We start from the raw sequence: 17,370 nt of genomic DNA, 5'->3' as shown, positions 1-17,370 counted from the left end.
ACCGCCCTTTTCCCCTATACGCGCCCGCTTTCCAGGGCTTCGGTCCGGTCGCGGAATACCAAAGGGTTCGGGAAGTCATCCCGGCCGCCGCTGCAGGAGCCATCGTGGTTCGGACTTACCCGGTCCGTCCGCGCCGACGCCCTACAAGGGAGACTGCACTATGGCTCTTTACGAGCACACGGTCATGTCGCGCCAGGATATCAGCGCGCAACAGGCCGAAGCCCTCAACGACACCATCAAGGACCTCATCGTGGCCGGCGGCGGATCCGTCGCCAAGATCGAGTACTGGGGACTGCGCAACCTGACCTATCGGGTCAAGAAGAACCGCAAGGCTCACTATTCCCTGCTGGCCATCGACTGCCCGCCCCCCGCCATGGCCGAAGTCGAGCGTCAGCTCGGCATCAATGAGGACGTGCTGCGCTGGCTGACGGTCAAGGTCGAGGAACTCGATCTGGAACTGTCGCCCCTGCTGGCCCGCCGCGAGCGTGAGCGCGAGCGTGACCGCGAGCGTACGCCGCGTGAAGACGCCGAAGTGGCCGCGTAAGGAGATCTGGACCCATGACTGACACCACCTCCCCCTCCGCCAACGTTCCCGGCACCCCTGCCGGCTCGGGCGGCTCCGGCCGTCGTCCCTTCTATCGTCGTCGCAAGGTCTGCCCGTTCTCGGGTGAAGGCGCGCCGAAGATCGACTACAAGGACGTCAAGCTGCTGCAGCGCTACATTTCCGAACGCGGCAAGATCGTGCCTTCGCGCATCACCGCCGTGTCCCAGATCAAGCAGCGCGAACTGGCCAAGGCCATCAAGCGCGCCCGCTATCTGGCCCTCCTGCCTTACGTGGTGAAATAAGATGAAGGTCGTTCTGCTCGAACGCGTCGAGAACCTCGGCGCCATCGGCGACGTCGTCACTGTCAAGGACGGTTTCGCCCGTAACTTCCTCCTGCCCCGCGAGAAGGCGCTTCGCGCCACCTCGAAGAACCTGGAGAAGTTCGAACTGGACCGCGTCGCCATCGAGGCGCGCAACGAACGCAACAAGACCGACGCCGGCGCGATCGCCTCGAAGATCGACGGCCAGGTCTATGTGATGATCCGTCAGGCCGGCGAAACCGGCCAGCTGTACGGTTCGGTCGGCGGCCGCGACGTCATGGAGGCCATCCAGGCCGAGGGCGGCAAGGTCGAACGTTCGCAGATCGTGCTCAACACCCCGATCAAGACCCTGGGTCTCCACGTCGTGCCGGTTCGCCTGCACGCCGAGGTCTCCGCCACGGTCACGATCAACGTCGCGCGCTCGGCTGATGAAGCCGAACGTCAGGCGAAGGGCGAGGACGTGATCAAGTCGGCCTACGACGACGACCGCAACGCGGCCGCCGAACAGGCTCGCGACATGGTCGAGGGCGGCGCCGGTCAACAGGACGGTCTCGGCTCCGAGGCCTGATCCTGAAGATCGGTTCGTCGAGCCGATAGAGACGCTAAAGGGCGTGTCCTCCGGGCACGCCCTTTTTGCTGCAAGCGAACCGAACTATGTCAAAATTGCAACGAGGACGGTCGCTTGCATTAACACACGCTTGACCACACCGCTCGACGCACCCAGCTTGCATGGCAGGGGGCGTCCGCGCTGGTCCGCGCAATATTTTTGCGTGGCCGGTCGGCCGATAACCACGCGGCGGTCAACGCCGGACATCCGACCACATCTCGCGCGCCACGCGTCCCGCGTCGGCCCCATCTCGTCAGGCTCGTCATGCACCTCAGAATTTCCCGCTCAGTCCTTCTCGGCTTCAGCTCCGCCGCGACCCTGCTCGCCTGCCCGATCGCGGCGACAGCCCAGACGGCGCCTCAGGAAGCGACCGCGGTCGACGAGATCATCGTCACCGGCACGCGCACCGTGGGCCGCACGCGTCTCGACTCGGTCGCCCCGGTCGATGTGATCTCAGGCGAAGTCCTGACGCGCCAGGGCGCCGGCACCGAGCTGGCTGCGGCGCTCGCCGCCACCGCCCCGGCCATCAACTTCCCCCGTCCCGCAATCTCGGACGGTTCGGACCACGTCCGCCCGGCGACACTGCGGGGCCTCGCCCCCGACCAGACACTGGTCCTGATCAACGGCCAGCGCGGCCACGTCGCCGCTCTGGTCAACGTCAACGGCAACCTCGGTCGGGGCTCGACGGCCTTCGACCTGAACACGATCCCGGCGATCACCCTCGGCAGCGTCGAAGTCCTGCGTGACGGCGCCTCGGCCCAGTACGGCGCCGACGCCATCGCCGGCGTCATCAACCTGCGCCTGCGCGAGGCCGCCTCGGGCGGCGGCCTGACCGCCGTCTATGGCGTCTACGACACCCAGTTCGACACCGCGCGCGGTTCGCACGACCGCAACGATGGTGAGCAGATCTCGCTCTCCGGCTGGGTCGGCCTGCCCCTGTTCGGCGATGGCTTCCTGACGATCTCGGGCGAGGTCCAGGAGCGCGACCCGACCAACCGCTCCGACTACGCCGCGCCCGGCAGCGTCTCGAATGGTTCGTCCACCACCGTCCTCGGCCGCTTCGGCGATCCGAAGGCCAGCGCCCAGTCGGTCTGGTTCAACGCCGGCAAGCCGCTGGAAAACGGCTGGGAAGGCTACGCCTTCGGCGGCTACCAGCACCGGGATTCGGAATCGGCCGCGACCGCACGTGCCTTCAACAACAGCAACAACGTCCTGGCCATCTATCCGAACGGCTTCCTCCCGATGATCGGCGCCGCGATCGACGACTACAACCTGTTCGGCGGCCTCAAGGGCGAAGCCGGCGGCATCGATTGGGACTTCTCGGCCGGCTACGGCCGCAACGAGCTGGACTATAACGTCTTCAACAGCCTGAACGCCTCCTACGGCGCGGCGTCCCAGACCTCCTTCGACGCCGGCGGCCTGGCTTATGACCAGCTCACCGTCTCGATCGACGGCGTGAAACAGGTCGAAGCCAACCTGTTCGAGCCCCTCAACGTCGCCTTCGGCCTGGAATATCGGCGCGAGTCGTTCGAAGTCCACGCTGGCGAGCCGACCTCCTACAACCGCGGCCCGCTCGCTGCCGGCGGCGGCGCCCAGGGCTTCCCGGGCTTCCAGCCGGCCAACGTGGTCGATGAGGACCGCAGCAACGTCAGCGCATACATCGATCTGGAAGGCCGCCTTTCTGAATCGGTCACCATCGGCGCCGCCGCACGTTACGAAGACTATTCGGACTTCGGCGACACCCTGACCGGCAAGCTGTCGGCCCGCTGGGACGCCAATGAACATTTCGCCCTGCGCGGCGCGATCTCGACAGGCTTCAAGGCCCCGGCCCTGCAGCAACAGTTCTTCAGCTATGTCGCCACCAACCTGGTCACTACCGTGGTCGGCGGCGTGCCCGTGACCTCGCTGGTCCAGGCCGGTTCGTTCCGGGTCAATGACCCGGTCGCCATCGCCCTCGGGTCGGCGCCGCTGGAGCCGGAACACTCGACCAACTTCTCGGGCGGCTTCGTTCTGCGGAACGGCGGGTTCGAGCTGACGGTCGACGCCTACCGCATCGATATTGCGGACCGGATCATCTACTCCGAGACGCTCGGCCTGGCCCGTCCCAGCCAGTCGGCGGCGACCACCAGCGCCACTCTGGCCCTGCTGGCGTCCTTCGGCGTGACCGGCGCACGCTTCTTCCTGAACGGCGTCGACACCTCGACCAGCGGCGTGGACGTCGTGGCCCGCTATCGCACCGACCAGGACTTCGGTCAGTTCACCTTCACGGGCGCTGCGAACTTCAACGCGACCGAGATCACGGCCCTGCCGGAAATCCCGTCCACCGTCGCCATCCCGACATCGCCGGGTTATCTGTTCGACCGCGCCAACCAGCTGTCGTTCACGGACGGCACGCCCCGGCGCAAGGTCGTCGGCAGCGTCGACTGGAGCCTGGGCGACTTCTCGGCCACGGCGCGCGCGACCTACTACGGCAGCGTCCTGGTCCCCAACAACACATCGACCCTGGACTACCAGGCGGGCGACGCGACCCTGATCGATCTGGAAGGCCGCTACACCTTCCCGATCGGCGTCACGGCAGCTGTGGGCGTCAACAACCTGACGGACGAGTATCCGCAGTTCACGCCGTCAGCGCTCAACGGCGGCACGGGTTCGGTGGGCTTCCCCAGCTTCTCGCCTTACGGCTTCAACGGCCGTTTCCTGTTCGCCCGCGTGAGCTACAACTTCTAGAGCGCGCTCCAGACCTGAACGACGGAACGGCGCGGAGAGCGATCTCCGCGCCGTTTCGCAATTCGGCGCCATGTTTCCGCCACTAGCAGGCGTTGAAGCTTGGCAGTCAACCGGAGGTATCGTCGTGAGAGTCGCCAGTTTCGCAGCCGCCTTCGTGGCAGTATCGGTCGTGCTTGCCGCACCAGCCTCGGCCCAGTCGAACACGACGCTTGACGCCTTCGTGGCCCGGGCCAATCGCATCCCGTTGAACCCACTCGCAGCGCTTCGGCCTGACGCGCGCCGTCTGATGTCCGAAGCCAACGCGGCCTTTACCACGGTCAGATCCGATATCAGCGCTGCCCGGGCGGCGGGTCGCCGGCCGGGCGCGTGCCCGCCCGAGCGGATCGAGGTCAACCCGCGACAGTTGCTGGCCTTCCTCAACGCCATTCCTCCGGCGCGCCGCACGCGCATGACAGTCGCGGAAGGCTTCGGCGAATGGATGGCGTCGCGCTACCCCTGCCCGGCCGCCTGACGGCGCCGGAACTGATCCGTCTAGGGATTTTTCAGCAGTCCACAGTCCGACTGATTCCATCCCCGTTGACGGGTGCGTCCGGGCATGTCGCAGGGGCGTGGGACGGGTAAGCGTTAACCCGATGAACGCTTTCTCTCCCTTTGCCCCGTCCGATTCATTTGGGGCCGTCGCGATTCCGTCGCTGCCTCATAACCTTGAGGCCGAACAGGCGCTGCTGGGCGCCCTGATGTTCGACAACGCCATCTTCGAGCGGCTCAGCGACCGCCTGCGCGGCCAGCACTTCTACGAGCCCTTCCACCAGCGGCTCTACGACGCGATCGAGGACCATATCCGCCAGGGCATGCTGGCCGAGCCGACCATTCTGATGGAACGGTTCAAACAGGACCCGGCCTTCGCCGAGTTCGGCGGCCTGCGCTATCTGGCCGACCTGATGGACCGCGCCCCCCTCGGCGCCAACGCGCCGGACTATGCCCGTGTGGTCTATGATCTGGCCCTGCGCCGCGACCTGATCCGCGTCGGCGGCGACATCGTCAGGGACGCCCCCAACCCCGAGACCGCCGCCATCGACCAGATCGAGCAGGCGGAACTGACCCTGTATTCGCTGGCCGAGACCGGCGCGCCTTCGTCCGGGTTCGTCAGCTTCTCGACCGCTCTGGCCGGGGCCGTCCAGATGGCGGGCGAGGCCTATCAGCGCGACGGCAAGCTGGCCGGTCTGGCGACCCACCTCGACGATCTGGATTCGAAGCTCGGCGGCATGCACCCGTCCGACCTGCTGATCCTCGCGGGCCGTCCGTCGATGGGCAAGACGGCGCTGGCGACCAATATCGCCTTCAACGTGGCCCGCAACTACCGCTGGGAGCCGACGCCTGACGGCCGCAAGACCGTCTCCGGCGGCGTAGTTGCCTTCTTCTCGCTGGAAATGAGCGCCGAACAGCTGGCCATGCGGATTCTGGCCGATGCCTCCGGCGTGTCCTCCGACCGCCTCCGCAAGGGCGAGATCGACGCCTCAGACTTCGGCAAGGTCCGCGACGCCGCCATCGAGATCGGGGAAAGCCCCCTCTATATCGACGCTACCGGCGGCCTGGCCATCTCCAAACTGGCCGCCCGCGCACGGCGCCTGAAGCGGATGGAGCAGGGCCTCGACCTGATCATCGTCGACTACCTCCAGCTCATCACCGTCGGCGACGGCAATGCGCAGAAGAACCGGGTGCAGGAGGTGTCCGAGATCACCGGCGGCCTGAAGGCCCTGGCCAAGGAGTTGAACCTGCCGATCATCGCCCTGTCGCAGCTGTCGCGTCAGGTCGAGAACCGCGAGGACAAGCGGCCGCAGCTGTCCGACCTGCGCGAGTCGGGCTCGATCGAGCAGGACGCCGACTGCGTCATGTTCGTCTATCGTGAAAGCTACTACCTGGGCCGCACCGAGCCGCGCGAAGGCACGGAAGAGCACCTGAAATGGCAGGAGGACATGGACCTTCTGGAACACCAGGCGGAGGTCGTCATCGGCAAGCAGCGCCACGGCCCGATCGGCATCGTGAAACTGAGCTTCGACGCCGACACCACCCGCTTCGGCAACCTGGCCCGCAGCGGCTACGGCAACTTCAGCGACATTCCGGAGTAGGAGCCCGATAAAACTCCGTGCATCCCCGCGAAGGCGGGAACCCAGTTCTTTAGGCGATGGATGTCACCGAACGCTCGCGGACCTTGATCCCGGGCACAGAGTTGCCGCTAAAGCCTGGGTCCCCGCCTTCGCGGGGATGCACGGGTTTGGCGTCTCAATCGTCCCTGTGAACCCGTTCGCGGCGCTCGTGGCGTTCCTGGGCTTCGACGGACATGGTCGCGGTCGGACGGGCTTCCAGCCGCCCGAGGCCGATCGGTTCGCCGGTGTCCTCGCAATAGCCGTAGGAGCCGTCCTCGATCCGACGCAGGGCGTCCTCGATCTTGGAGATCAGCTTGCGCTGTCGGTCGCGCGTGCGCAGCTCCAGCGCGCGGTCCGACGCCGAAGACGCCCGATCCAGCAGATCCGGATGGTTCTCCGTCTCGGCCTTCAGGTTGACCACGGTGCCTTTGGATTCGCGCAGGATGTCATCCCGCCACGCCATGAGCTTGTGCTTGAAATAGGCGAGCTGACGTTCATTCATGAACGGCTCGTCGTCGGAAGGTCGGTAGGCGACCGGTTCGTCAGACACGATCGAGGCCAATGCGGTCATCATCGCACTCACACTCTAGAACAACGCCCCCCATGGCGCTTGCAGGCGTATAGGCAGGCCGGAGAGTCGCGGCAACCGTGTTCGCGCGTCCGTGATCGCGGCAATGCTTCGTTGGACCCGGCACCGTGACATTCTGTCCTCACCTTGTCCCCGGAACAGGGGAATAAGGCCGCTTTTCCGCAGTTTATGCTGCATTGCGGCGAACTTCGGCCTTGGCCAGCTCAACTGCAGCGCGCAGGTCGATCTGTTCCAGCAGGCCTGTCAGGCCCGCGTCCTCGTCCTCCGGACGTTCCTCGCGAAGGGTCCGGCCCAGGCGTTCGAGCGCGCCTTCCCCGGCCTCACCCGACAGCATGGCGATCTTCAACTCGTCCAGACGGTCCAGCAGGGTCCCGCCGCGACGGATGGCGCGACGACGGCGCTCCGTCGCCGTTTCGACGCCCTGAAGCGCCATCAGGGCCGAGAGATCTGCGACCGCGGACGCCGGAACCACCGCCTGCGACGCACTGGCCGGGGCCGCGCCGGACGGCTGGGGCATGGAAAATCCGCCGGCCGAGCGCACCGGACGCTGGCCGCCGGTTGGGGCGGCGCCGGACGGGCCGTTGACCTTCATGAGCGGAGACTCCGGGACATTCCGCACCATCGTCGGGCGACCGTCACTGTTTGGTTAACGGCAAGGCAGGATTTGCCGGGCCAGGCGGGCGTCGGCCAGATCGATTCGTTGATTTAAAACGGTTTCCTTCGCGGCACGATCTTCGCAACGCCTGTCCCCGAACCCTCGTGGAAAGCCGGCCAGTGCAAAAGTTTCTTACCGCCTTCCTGATCCCCTTCGCCCTCGGCGCCGTGATGGCCGCCCCGGCGTCGGCCCAGTCGCGGATCAAGGACATCGCCTCGATCGAGGGCGTCCGGACCAACCAGCTGGTCGGCTACGGCCTCGTCGTCGGCCTGAACGGCACGGGCGACAGCCTGCGCAACTGCCCGTTCACCCGCCAGTCGCTGGAAGGCATGACCGAGCGCCTTGGCGTCAACATCCGCGGGACCAACGCCAACTCCAAGAACCTGGCCGCCGTCATGGTGACGGCCGAGCTGCCGCCCTTCGCCACGCCCGGCTCGCGGGTCGACATCTCGGTCTCCAGCCTGTGCGACGCCAAGAGCCTGCTCGGCGGCACGCTTCTGGTCACCAGCCTCCAGGGCGCCGACAGCCAGGTCTATGCCGTGGGGCAGGGCTCGGTGCAGACCGGTGCGGTGTCGGGCTCGGGCGGTTCGGGCTCGTCGGTGACACGCGGCGTGCCGACCGCCGGCCGCATCGCCTCGGGCGCCACGGTCGAACGTGAAACCGGCTTCCAGCTCGACAGTCTCACCGAAGTGCGCCTGACCCTGCGCAATCCTGACTTCACGACGGCCCAGCGCGTGGCCGCCGCCATCAACGCCACCTACCCTTCGACCGCCCTGGCCGAGAATGGCTCCGTCGTCGCCCTGCGTGCGCCCGGCCAACTCGGCATGGCCGCCTTCATCAGCCGCGTCGAGAACATGCCGGTCGCGGTCGACACCCCGGCCCGGGTGATCATCGACGAGGTCAACGGCGTGATCGTCATGGGCGAGAACGTCCGCATCTCCACCGTCGCCATCGCCCAGGGCAACCTGACCATCTCGGTCCAGGAGAACCCGCAGGTCAGCCAGCCGGCCCCCTTCAGCCAGGGCCAGACGACGGTCGTCCCGCAGTCCGATGTAACGGTCGAGGAAGAACTGGGCCGCGAGATCCGGCTGGTGAACGGCGCGACCTCGCTGTCGACCCTGGTCAACGGGCTGAACGCGCTCGGCGTCTCGCCCCGCGACATGATTTCCATCCTTCAGGCCATCAAGGCGGCGGGCGCCCTGCAGGCCGACATCGAGGTTCTGTGATGAGTGACCTGGCCGTCTCCCCCTCCCTGCTGACCTCGCCAATGGCCGCACCGACCGCCGAAACGCCGCGCATGCGCGAGACGGCGGAGAAGTTCGAGGCCTCCTTCCTGTCGCAGATGCTCAAGCCGATGTTCGAGGGTATCGACACCAACGGCCCGTTCGGCGGCGGCGAGGCCGAGGGCACCTGGCGCAGCTTCATGATCGACGAAATGGCCAAGCAGACCGTCCGCGCCGGAGGCATCGGCCTGGCCGATACCGTCGTGTCCGAGATGATCCGCATGCAGACCGAACAGACCCAGGTCCAGCCCGGAGCGGTCGCATGACCCACGATCCGACCACCGCCACGGCCTATCTGCGCAGGCTCACGGCGCTGACCGACCGACTGACCGCCCGGCTCGAGCGGGAGACCGACGCCTTCGCCACCCGTCGCGCGGCCGATGTCACGGCAGGCCTGGCCGAGACCCAGGAGCTGGCCAACCAGTATCGCAAGGAAACCGGGCACCTCAAGGCCAACAAGGCGATCCTGGCCGCCGCGCCGGCGAGCGATCGCATGGCCCTGATCAAGGCGACCGAGGCGTTCGAGGCGGTGCTCGCCATCCACGGCCGCACGGTCGAGGCGGCGCGCACGATCTCGGAGGGTCTGGTCCGCACCATCGCCCAGGAGGTCGCAGGCGCGCGAGCCATGGGAACCGGCTACGGCGCCTCCGGCAAGGCGAACGGCGGCGACAGCCGCGCCGTCACACTGAACCGCACGGCCTGAACCGCCTGGCCTGAACCGGCACGTTAACGACAAGTCTGAGGCCAAGCTTAACGGGTTGGCGGCAGTATCGCGCGATGTCCATCCGCAAACGCCTTCTGGGTCTGGCCTTCGCCTCGTCGGACCTCCTGCTGGAGATCGACAGAGACGGCCGGATCGCGTTCGGGCTGGGATCCGGTCCCTCTGCTCAGACGTCGGCGGAATCCCTTATCGGCAGCTCCCTTTTCGACGGCATCGGCAAGGCCAGCGCCAAGCTCCTCGAGCGGGTCGTGGCCGATCTTGCCGCCGGCTCGCGATCCGCCCCGGTCGAAGTGCTCTTTAGGTCCGGCGATGACCGCGTGCGCCGGGCGACAATACGGCTTTTCGGGTTGCCGGACCTCGCACCGAACATCTCGATCTCGGTGGCCTGGGAGGGCCCGGCCTATGCGCTCCACGATCCTCACGCGCGGCCGGCGCTGACGCCGGGCGCCTTCCTGGATCGCGCCTGCGACCTGCTGACGGCGCCCGACGCCTCGGCGGACATGACGGTCGCCTTCGTCGATGTCGTCGGTCTCGCGGCGGCCGAAGGCCTTGGCGAGGCGGGCCAACGCCTGACGGCGAGGGTCGAGGCCGCGCTCCAGGCGGCTTCGATCGACGGAGCCAGCGCCGGCAAACTCGGCCCGGAGCGTTTCGCCATGTTGCGCGACCGCACGATCGCCCATGACCTCGCCGGGGAGATGCGTGAACTGGGCCTCAGCGAGGGCCTGACGCTCGATGTCGCCGCGACGGACGTGGGCACGGAGACCGGCGGCAACACCCTGAACACCCTCCGGGCGCTGCGCTTCGCTGTCGAAGGCTGCCTGAACGGCGGCGCGGGCGGGCCCGAGCTATCGTTCACCGCATCCCTGTCCCGCACGCTCAAGGATGCCGACGCCTTCAGGGCCATGGCGCGCGATCGCAGTTTCGATCTTCACTACCAGCCGATCGTCGACCTGAAGACCGGCGGGGTCCATCATTTCGAGGCGCTGGCGCGCTTCAAGGGTTCCGCCGGGCCGGCGGACACCATCCGGATGGCGGAAGAACTCGCCCTGATTGACGCCTTCGACATCGCGGTGGCGGAAAAGGCTCTCAGCCGGCTCCGGCGCCCCGGCGCCGGTCTCATGAAGTTCGCGGTCAATGTCTCCGGGGCTTCGCTGGCCGACGACCGCTATGTGCAGGCCGTCCTGCGAATGACGGCGTCCAAGCCCGACGAGAGACGCCGCTTGATCGTCGAAGTGACCGAGTCCGCCGCCGTGGCGGATATCGAGTCCGCCAACCGCCGACTGGGCGCGCTACGCGCGGCCGGCATCAGGGTCTGTATTGACGATTTCGGAGCCGGCTCGGCCTCCTATGACTACCTGCGCGGCCTCTCGGTCGACACGGTCAAGATCGATGGACGGTTCGTGGAGGGGATCCAGACCGACCCTCGCGCCCGGACGATGATCGGCCATCTGGTCGACCTCTGTCGCTCGATGAAGGTCGAAACCATCGCCGAGATGATCGAGACCGAGGACGTGGCGGACATCCTGCGCGATCTCGGCGTGAATCAGGGGCAAGGTTGGCTGTTCGGCAAGGCCGAAGCCGAACCGCGCACCGTGCTGGCCTATGGCGAGCCGGCCGCCGCTGTCCGACGCGTGGGCGCCGTTTCCGGCTGGGGCTGACGGACCGCCGCGAAGCGTGACAGGTCAGGCCGCCGGCATCCGGAGGTCGCCTTGGTCCGCCCCATCCTCGCCGCAACCGTCCTGATCCGGCCATCGATTCCAGGTGCTTGCCGACGATTGCACGCTCCGGACGACCGAAATCGCCGAACGGATCTGCCCGGCGTAGACGACCGCTACATCGGGGGTGTCGAGGACATCCCCTGCGTCGTCCCCCTGAACACCCGCGCCGCGCTGCTGGAGTGACAGCATCTGGCGGCAGCGCCTTGATGTTCCCATATTGTTCTTGCTGATATCCCCGGATCAGTTCCCATATAGCGTTGTCGCTCCGGACCTCGTCCGGTCTCCCGCGTTCCCGGCCCCCGTTTCCTGGCAGCATGACCGAAAAGCACAACTTCATCCGCGTGCGCGGCGCCCGCGAGCACAATCTCAAGGGTGTGGATGTCGACATCCCGCGCGAGAAGCTGGTCGTCATGACCGGCCTGTCGGGGTCGGGCAAATCCTCACTCGCCTTCGACACCATCTATGCCGAGGGCCAGCGCCGCTATGTCGAGTCGCTCAGCGCCTATGCGCGCCAGTTCCTGGAGCTGATGGGCAAGCCGGACGTCGACCTGATCGAGGGCCTGTCGCCGGCCATCTCGATCGAACAGAAGACGACGTCGAAGAACCCGCGCTCGACCGTCGGCACGGTGACCGAGATCCACGACTATATGCGTCTGCTGTGGGCGCGCGTCGGCGTGCCCTACTCGCCTGCGACCGGCCTGCCGATCGAAAGCCAGACCATCTCCATGATGGTCGACAAACTGGGCACCCTGCCAGAGGGCGAGCGCCTGCTGCTGCTGGCCCCGGTCATCAGGGGTCGCAAGGGCGAATACAAGAAGGAGATGGCCGAGTGGCAGCGCTCGGGTTTCCAGCGTCTGAAGATCGACGGGGCCTTCTACGCCATCGAGGACGCGCCGACGCTCGACAAGAAATTCAAGCACGACATTGACATCGTCGTGGACCGGATCGTCACCAAGGCGGGTCTTGAGGCGCGCTACGCCGACAGCCTGCAGACCGCGCTCGGTCTGGCCGACGGCATCGCCGTCGCGGAATGGGCCAATGCCGAGGAAGGCCAGGAACCGCGCCGGATCACCTTCTCCGAGAAGTTCGCCTGCCCCGTCTCCGGCTTCACCATCGCCGAGATCGAGCCGCGGCTGTTCTCGTTCAACAATCCGTTTGGCGCCTGTCCGGTCTGCGACGGCCTGGGGGTCAAGCTGGCCTTCGACGCCGACCTGGTCATCCCGGACCGCGACAAGACCCTGCACAAGGGCGCGGTAGCCCCGTGGTCGCGCGGCCCCTCGCCGCTCTACACCCAGACCCTGCAGGCGCTTGCGCTCCACTACGGCTTCTCGATGGACAAGCCGTGGCGCGAGCTGCCCGAGAAGGCCCAGTCCGTGATCCTGAACGGCACGGGTTCGGAGAAGATCAAGTTCGTCTATGACGACAACGCCCGGAAATACGAGGTGTCCAAGCCGTTCGAGGGGGTCGTGCCCAACCTCGACCGCCGCTGGCGCGAGACCGACAGCGCCTGGGTCCGCGAGGAGCTGGGGCGGTTCCAGTCCGAGACCCCGTGCGACGCCTGCGGCGGCAAGCGGCTGAAGCCCGAGGCCCTGGCGGTGAAGATCGCCGGCAACGACATCTCCGAGATCTCCATGCTGTCGATCAGGAAGGCCTACGACTGGGTCAGCGCCCTGCCCGACCAGCTGACCGACAAGCAGATGGAGATCGGCCGCCGCATCCTTAAGGAGATCAGCGACCGGCTGCGCTTCCTGAACAATGTCGGCCTCGACTATCTCAGCCTGTCGCGGTCGTCCGGCACCCTGTCCGGCGGCGAGAGCCAGCGCATCCGCCTGGCCTCCCAGATCGGCTCGGGCCTGACCGGCGTGCTCTATGTACTGGATGAGCCGTCGATCGGCCTGCACCAGCGCGACAACAGCCGGTTGCTGGAGTCCCTCCGGGGTCTGCGCGATCTCGGCAACTCCGTCCTCGTCGTCGAACACGACGAGGAGGCGATCATGACCGCCGACTATGTCATCGACATGGGGCCGGCCGCCGGCGTCCACGGCGGCGAGATCTGCGCCGAGGGCACGCCCGAAGAGGTCATGGCCAATCCGAAGTCCCTGACCGGCAAATACCTGACCGGCGAGCGTGAGATCGAACTGCCGCCGGAAGGCCGCCGTCCGATCGACCGCAAGAAGATGCTCAGGATCTCGGGCGCGACCGGCAACAATCTGAAGGCGGTCACGGGCGAAATCCCCGTCGGCCTGTTCACCTGCGTCACCGGGGTGTCGGGCGGCGGCAAGTCGACCTTTACGATCGAGACCCTCTACAAGGCGGCGGCGCGCCGGCTTCACAACGCCTCCGACGCCCCGGCCCCCTTCGACCGGATCGAGGGGCTGGAGCATTTCGACAAGGTCATCGACATCGACCAGTCGCCCATCGGCCGCACCCCGCGCTCCAACCCGGCCACCTATACCGGTGCCTTCGGGCCCATCCGCGACTGGTACGCGGGCCTGCCGGAATCCAAGGCGCGCGGCTATGGGCCCGGGCGGTTCAGCTTCAACGTCAAGGGCGGGCGCTGCGAGGCCTGTCAGGGCGATGGCCTGATCAAGATCGAGATGCATTTCCTGCCCGACGTCTATGTCACCTGCGACGTCTGCAAGGGCAAGCGATACAACCGCGAGACGCTGGAGATCGTCTTCAAGGGCAAGAGCATATCCGACGTGCTGGACATGACGGTCGAGGAGGCCGGCCATTTCTTCAAGGCCGTGCCGCCGATCCGCGACAAGATGCTGACCCTGTCACGCGTCGGCCTCGACTACGTCAAGGTCGGCCAGTCTGCGACGACCCTGTCGGGGGGCGAGGCCCAACGGGTCAAGCTGTCCAAGGAGCTGTCGAAACGGGCGACCGGCAAGACCCTCTACATCCTCGATGAGCCCACCACAGGCCTGCATTTCGAGGACATCCGCAAACTGCTGGAGGTGCTGCAGGAACTGGTCGAGGCCGGCAACACGATCGTGGTGATCGAACACAATCTCGATGTCATCAAGATCGCCGACTATCTGCTGGACTTCGGCCCCGAGGGCGGCGACGGCGGCGGCGAGATCGTCGCGGTGGGCACCCCCGAACAGGTCGCGGCGAACGAGGCGAGCTGGACCGGCAAATACCTCAAGGAGGTGCTGGACCGGCACGAGACCCGCCGCAAGGCGCGGGTCGCCGCACTCACCGCAGAAGCCCCGGTGAAGAAGGCCCGAGCCAGGGCCGGCGCCTGAGGATCAGGTCGCGGGCGCCTCGGCGCGCGCGACCGGTTCCGGCGTTGCGTGGCCCTTGAACGGTCCACGCAGGACGACCCAGACGCTGGCCCCCAGCAGGATGGCGGTCGTCACCACGCTGGCCTCGGGTCCGAAGGTCGCGCCGGTCAGCCACCAGGGCGCGCCCGCCGTGGTCGTCAGGTCGACGAACAGGGGGGTGACGTCGATGACGTGTCCCGATACCTCCAGGCCGAAACCCAGACCCAGCAGCCAGTTCCAGGCCGCATGCCAGCCGCACACGCCCCACAGCGAGCCCTCACGCGCCGCATAGAGGCCGATGAAGGTGCCGAACAGGACGGCGTTGACGATCAGGGCGATGACCAGGCCGTGGCGCGAGGCGATCAGCTGCATCAGCCATCCCCGGAACACGATCTCCTCGGCCGAGCCCTGGACGATAAAACCCAGCAACAGGGCGCCGATGGGCAGGAGCGCCGCGACCGCGCCGGCCTTGGCAAACACGCCGCCGCTTTCGATGCGATAGCCGCCGGCAACCCAGATCAGGCCGATCGTCGCCAGCAGGAAACCCAACCCGATCGCATAGCCGCGCAGGAAGCGCTTCAGGCCATGCTGGTTGAAGCCGATGGTCGACAGCGGCCGCCGCTCGAACAAGACGACCCAGGCGATCAGCAGCGCCGCCGTCAGGCCGAAGAAGACGACCAGCTGATAGAGCTCGCTGGTCCACCCCATCCGGGAATTCAGCCCCGTGAGCTTGGCGATCAGGACCGCGATCAGCGGCCCGCCAATCAGGAAGACTGCGGCGAGAACCACCGCGGCCACGCTCCATGTGCGTCGATGACGCGCCAGCCTCGGCGCGTAGAGTTCAATTCCGGCCATCTGGGGTCCCCCGCCCTGTTTCCATGACGCTATCCGCCCGGTCGCACCGCGCCAAGTTACCCTTGCGACAGAAAGCCTAGTCCTGCGGCAGACCCTTCAGGTCGCGATAGGCGGCCGAAAACGGCGCATAGACCACCGCGATCTGGAGCGCTGAGAAGATGGCGTTGACCACGCCCCAGCCGATCAGGCCGGCTCCGGCGGCCTGCAGGATCTGCGCCGTCGACTGACCGTCCATCGTCGCCAGTTGCTGGATTCCGCCGGTCGCCAGCGTGATGGGCAGGGCGATGATCGTGCCCAGCAGGGTGACGAGGATCGACATGATGAAGGCGATGACCGCCATGCCCAGCAACGGCAAGGCGTGGCCCTTGGTCATGGCGAAGGATGCGAACGGCGCGATCCGCTTTTCGGCCACGGTCAGAGGGATGGCCATGCTGAGGCGGATCGCCAGCCAGAAGAGGACAACGCAGGCGCCGAGGCCGACCAGGACCCCGACGAGGATGCCAACGCCTGCATTGGCCTGCGCGGCCAGTCCGGCCAGCACTCCCACGACCCCGAACAGAACGATGGAAACAGCGAAGAAGACGATGCCCAGAATCACCGAGACAGCGAGTACCCGCAACTCATCGCCACCGAGGCGCACGTAGCCGAAGCCCTTCTCGGCGGGAAACAGGACCGCGCGCGCGACGGCGGCGTTCAGCACGGCGCCGATCACGAGCCCAAGCGGCAGGGCGAGGGCCATGAAGCCCAGATAGGTCTGGCCCAGGGCTTCCAGCTCCTGCGCGCTGGGCTGCGCGCCCTCCAGGCTCTCGGTCGTCGCCATCAGGGTCGCCAGCGAGCCGCCGAACAACCCGAAGAAGGCGGCGAAGAAGATCAGATAGGCCAGACTCCAGAACACAATCGCCAGCGGATGGCGGCGCACCACGCGAAAGCCTTCGAAGGCTGCCTCGGTCGCTGAAAAGGTCATCGATTCCCTCCGTGAATCCCTATTGGGATGGTTGTAGCGTATCGACGGGCGGCGCGTCTTCGACGATCGCGGCCGGCGCGGGAACGCCGTCCAGAAGTTGGCGAGCAGCCACCACGCCGGGGGCGGCATACAGGGCCATCACCCAGCCGAACCCGAGCGACATCGGAATCACGGTCCCCAGCGCCGGTAGCAGCATCGGCCGCAGCAAAGGCTCCAGGTCCGCGACGCTGTCGATATCATGCGGCCAGACCAGGCCCTGACCGAAGAACCCGGCCGCCAGGATCGCGCCGACCGCGGCGTAGATCAGGATCGTGCTGATCATGTAGATGATCCAGATCACCAGGTTCAGGCCCAGCAGCTTCCACATCTGGCCCCGCGCGATTGCGCAGCCTTCGGTGAAGGCGAACCGCTTCAGGATCAGGCTGGCCGGCGCGATCAGCGACACCCTCAACCACCCCCAGACCGACAGTGCGAAGACCAGCAGGCCATAGGCGATGAGCACGCCGATAGTTGTGGCATGGCCCTGGCTCCACAGCGCCAGGCCGATGCCGACCCCGATCAGAACCATGACGATCAGGACGATGTACCAGATGAAGAAGACCGCAATCATCGTCACGGCGACCCGGACCTCGTCCATGCCCAGTCGCAGGAACAGGAAAGGATCGCCACGGCCCGGCGAGAGGGTCGCGCGGGCCGCCGCCGTCCAGGTCAGCAGCATGACCAGGTACATGGCTACGTTCATGCCGTTGACCGTCGCCTGCAGCCGGATCGTCTCCGTCAGATAGGTGTCGAACGCCGCCTCTCTGTCCGGAGCGACGATCATCGAGCCCAGGGCGGGGATCATCAGGCTGTAAAAGGCCGCGATCAGCGCCGCCATTATCAGGCCCCAGACGAACAGGCTCAGCGGCCGCCGGCGCAGCAGCACAAACGGAGCGCCGACGGCGTCGTTGAAGGAAAAACCCGGCTTCATC

Annotated in this window: 16 protein-coding genes; 11 read left to right on the top strand and 5 right to left on the bottom strand. The window is 66.7% G+C overall.

The features are described from left to right. Nucleotides 1–160: 160 nt before the first annotated feature. From rpsF to ACP7AZ_RS14200, 6 genes are all read left to right on the top strand, one after another. Nucleotides 161–544 (top strand): 30S ribosomal protein S6, encoded by a 384-nt coding sequence (gene rpsF, locus ACP7AZ_RS14225; protein WP_303696101.1) that lies wholly within the window; start codon nucleotides 161–163, stop codon nucleotides 542–544. A gap of 14 nt (nucleotides 545–558) precedes the next feature. Next, nucleotides 559–846 carry a 30S ribosomal protein S18 gene (gene rpsR / locus ACP7AZ_RS14220; protein ID WP_303696100.1) on the top strand — a complete coding sequence of 96 codons (288 nt, stop codon included), beginning with the start codon at nucleotides 559–561 and terminating at the stop codon, nucleotides 844–846. 1 nt (nucleotide 847) lies between these two features. Next, nucleotides 848–1,432, top strand: coding sequence for a 50S ribosomal protein L9 (rplI, locus tag ACP7AZ_RS14215; RefSeq protein WP_303696099.1), 585 nt, complete (start codon nucleotides 848–850; stop codon nucleotides 1,430–1,432). Between the two features lie 303 nt (nucleotides 1,433–1,735). After that, nucleotides 1,736–4,198 (top strand): TonB-dependent receptor plug domain-containing protein, encoded by a 2,463-nt coding sequence (locus tag ACP7AZ_RS14210; RefSeq protein ID WP_426039294.1) that lies wholly within the window; start codon nucleotides 1,736–1,738, stop codon nucleotides 4,196–4,198. A gap of 124 nt (nucleotides 4,199–4,322) precedes the next feature. Beyond that, nucleotides 4,323–4,709: a hypothetical protein gene (locus tag ACP7AZ_RS14205; RefSeq protein WP_426039293.1), complete on the top strand. Its 387-nt coding sequence runs from the start codon at nucleotides 4,323–4,325 to the stop codon at nucleotides 4,707–4,709. Between the two features lie 121 nt (nucleotides 4,710–4,830). Further along, nucleotides 4,831–6,327 (top strand): replicative DNA helicase, encoded by a 1,497-nt coding sequence (locus tag ACP7AZ_RS14200; RefSeq protein WP_303696096.1) that lies wholly within the window; start codon nucleotides 4,831–4,833, stop codon nucleotides 6,325–6,327. 154 nt (nucleotides 6,328–6,481) lie between these two features. Here the strand turns inward: ACP7AZ_RS14200 and dksA are convergent, their stop codons facing one another. Together dksA and ACP7AZ_RS14190 are read right to left on the bottom strand one after the other, a co-directional pair. Beyond that, nucleotides 6,482–6,916 carry an RNA polymerase-binding protein DksA gene (gene dksA, locus ACP7AZ_RS14195; RefSeq protein ID WP_303696140.1) on the bottom strand — a complete coding sequence of 145 codons (435 nt, stop codon included), beginning with the start codon at nucleotides 6,914–6,916 and terminating at the stop codon, nucleotides 6,482–6,484. Between the two features lie 184 nt (nucleotides 6,917–7,100). Beyond that, nucleotides 7,101–7,526, bottom strand: coding sequence for a flagellar assembly protein FliX (locus ACP7AZ_RS14190; RefSeq protein ID WP_426039292.1), 426 nt, complete (start codon nucleotides 7,524–7,526; stop codon nucleotides 7,101–7,103). Nucleotides 7,527–7,759: 233 nt separating this feature from the next. Between ACP7AZ_RS14190 and ACP7AZ_RS14185 the strand changes: the two genes are divergently transcribed. From ACP7AZ_RS14185 to uvrA, 5 genes are all read left to right on the top strand, one after another. Beyond that, nucleotides 7,760–8,815, top strand: coding sequence for a flagellar basal body P-ring protein FlgI (locus tag ACP7AZ_RS14185; RefSeq protein WP_426039354.1), 1,056 nt, complete (start codon nucleotides 7,760–7,762; stop codon nucleotides 8,813–8,815). Continuing rightward, nucleotides 8,815–9,138, top strand: a complete 324-nt coding sequence (locus ACP7AZ_RS14180) for a rod-binding protein (RefSeq protein WP_426039291.1) — start codon at nucleotides 8,815–8,817, stop codon at nucleotides 9,136–9,138. The genes ACP7AZ_RS14185 and ACP7AZ_RS14180 overlap by 1 nt, the downstream gene beginning before the upstream one ends. Continuing rightward, on the top strand, nucleotides 9,135–9,575 hold the full coding sequence (locus tag ACP7AZ_RS14175; protein ID WP_426039290.1) for a flagellar basal-body protein FlbY: 441 nt from the start codon (nucleotides 9,135–9,137) through the stop codon (nucleotides 9,573–9,575). The genes ACP7AZ_RS14180 and ACP7AZ_RS14175 overlap by 4 nt, the downstream gene beginning before the upstream one ends. Nucleotides 9,576–9,649: 74 nt before the next feature. Next, on the top strand, nucleotides 9,650–11,251 hold the full coding sequence (locus ACP7AZ_RS14170) for an EAL domain-containing protein (RefSeq protein ID WP_426039289.1): 1,602 nt from the start codon (nucleotides 9,650–9,652) through the stop codon (nucleotides 11,249–11,251). A gap of 374 nt (nucleotides 11,252–11,625) precedes the next feature. After that, nucleotides 11,626–14,562, top strand: coding sequence for an excinuclease ABC subunit UvrA (gene uvrA, locus ACP7AZ_RS14165; RefSeq protein WP_426039288.1), 2,937 nt, complete (start codon nucleotides 11,626–11,628; stop codon nucleotides 14,560–14,562). Between the two features lie 3 nt (nucleotides 14,563–14,565). Here the strand turns inward: uvrA and ACP7AZ_RS14160 are convergent, their stop codons facing one another. The 3 genes from ACP7AZ_RS14160 to ACP7AZ_RS14150 all read right to left on the bottom strand — a co-directional run bounded on the left by ACP7AZ_RS14160 (nucleotide 14,566) and on the right by ACP7AZ_RS14150 (nucleotide 17,369). Beyond that, nucleotides 14,566–15,435 carry a CPBP family intramembrane glutamic endopeptidase gene (locus ACP7AZ_RS14160; protein WP_426039287.1) on the bottom strand — a complete coding sequence of 290 codons (870 nt, stop codon included), beginning with the start codon at nucleotides 15,433–15,435 and terminating at the stop codon, nucleotides 14,566–14,568. Between the two features lie 76 nt (nucleotides 15,436–15,511). After that, complete coding sequence (locus tag ACP7AZ_RS14155; protein ID WP_426039286.1) at nucleotides 15,512–16,399, bottom strand: hypothetical protein; 888 nt, start codon at nucleotides 16,397–16,399, stop codon at nucleotides 15,512–15,514. A gap of 19 nt (nucleotides 16,400–16,418) precedes the next feature. Beyond that, nucleotides 16,419–17,369, bottom strand: a complete 951-nt coding sequence (locus ACP7AZ_RS14150; protein WP_426039285.1) for a hypothetical protein — start codon at nucleotides 17,367–17,369, stop codon at nucleotides 16,419–16,421. Nucleotide 17,370: the final 1 nt, after the last annotated feature.

The organism is Brevundimonas sp. DC300-4 (assembly GCF_049897365.1).
Taxonomy (GTDB): Bacteria; Pseudomonadota; Alphaproteobacteria; order Caulobacterales; family Caulobacteraceae; genus Brevundimonas.
This window is presented reverse-complemented; position numbering and strand designations above follow the sequence as displayed.

Bases quoted from the DNA above. Each gene is read 5' to 3' on its own strand.
- rpsF (WP_303696101.1), top strand. From the start codon at position 161: ATGGCTCTTTACGAGCACACGGTCATGTCGCGCCAGGATATCAGCGCG.
- rpsR (WP_303696100.1), top strand. From the start codon at position 559: ATGACTGACACCACCTCCCCCTCCGCCAACGTTCCCGGCACCCCTGCC.
- rplI (WP_303696099.1), top strand. From the start codon at position 848: ATGAAGGTCGTTCTGCTCGAACGCGTCGAGAACCTCGGCGCCATCGGC.
- ACP7AZ_RS14210 (WP_426039294.1), top strand. From the start codon at position 1,736: ATGCACCTCAGAATTTCCCGCTCAGTCCTTCTCGGCTTCAGCTCCGCC.
- ACP7AZ_RS14200 (WP_303696096.1), top strand. From the start codon at position 4,831: ATGAACGCTTTCTCTCCCTTTGCCCCGTCCGATTCATTTGGGGCCGTC.
- dksA (WP_303696140.1), bottom strand. From the start codon at position 6,916: ATGACCGCATTGGCCTCGATCGTGTCTGACGAACCGGTCGCCTACCGA.
- ACP7AZ_RS14190 (WP_426039292.1), bottom strand. From the start codon at position 7,526: ATGAAGGTCAACGGCCCGTCCGGCGCCGCCCCAACCGGCGGCCAGCGT.
- ACP7AZ_RS14185 (WP_426039354.1), top strand. From the start codon at position 7,760: ATGGCCGCCCCGGCGTCGGCCCAGTCGCGGATCAAGGACATCGCCTCG.
- ACP7AZ_RS14180 (WP_426039291.1), top strand. From the start codon at position 8,815: ATGAGTGACCTGGCCGTCTCCCCCTCCCTGCTGACCTCGCCAATGGCC.
- ACP7AZ_RS14175 (WP_426039290.1), top strand. From the start codon at position 9,135: ATGACCCACGATCCGACCACCGCCACGGCCTATCTGCGCAGGCTCACG.
- ACP7AZ_RS14170 (WP_426039289.1), top strand. From the start codon at position 9,650: ATGTCCATCCGCAAACGCCTTCTGGGTCTGGCCTTCGCCTCGTCGGAC.
- uvrA (WP_426039288.1), top strand. From the start codon at position 11,626: ATGACCGAAAAGCACAACTTCATCCGCGTGCGCGGCGCCCGCGAGCAC.
- ACP7AZ_RS14160 (WP_426039287.1), bottom strand. From the start codon at position 15,435: ATGGCCGGAATTGAACTCTACGCGCCGAGGCTGGCGCGTCATCGACGC.
- ACP7AZ_RS14155 (WP_426039286.1), bottom strand. From the start codon at position 16,399: ATGACCTTTTCAGCGACCGAGGCAGCCTTCGAAGGCTTTCGCGTGGTG.
- ACP7AZ_RS14150 (WP_426039285.1), bottom strand. From the start codon at position 17,369: ATGAAGCCGGGTTTTTCCTTCAACGACGCCGTCGGCGCTCCGTTTGTG.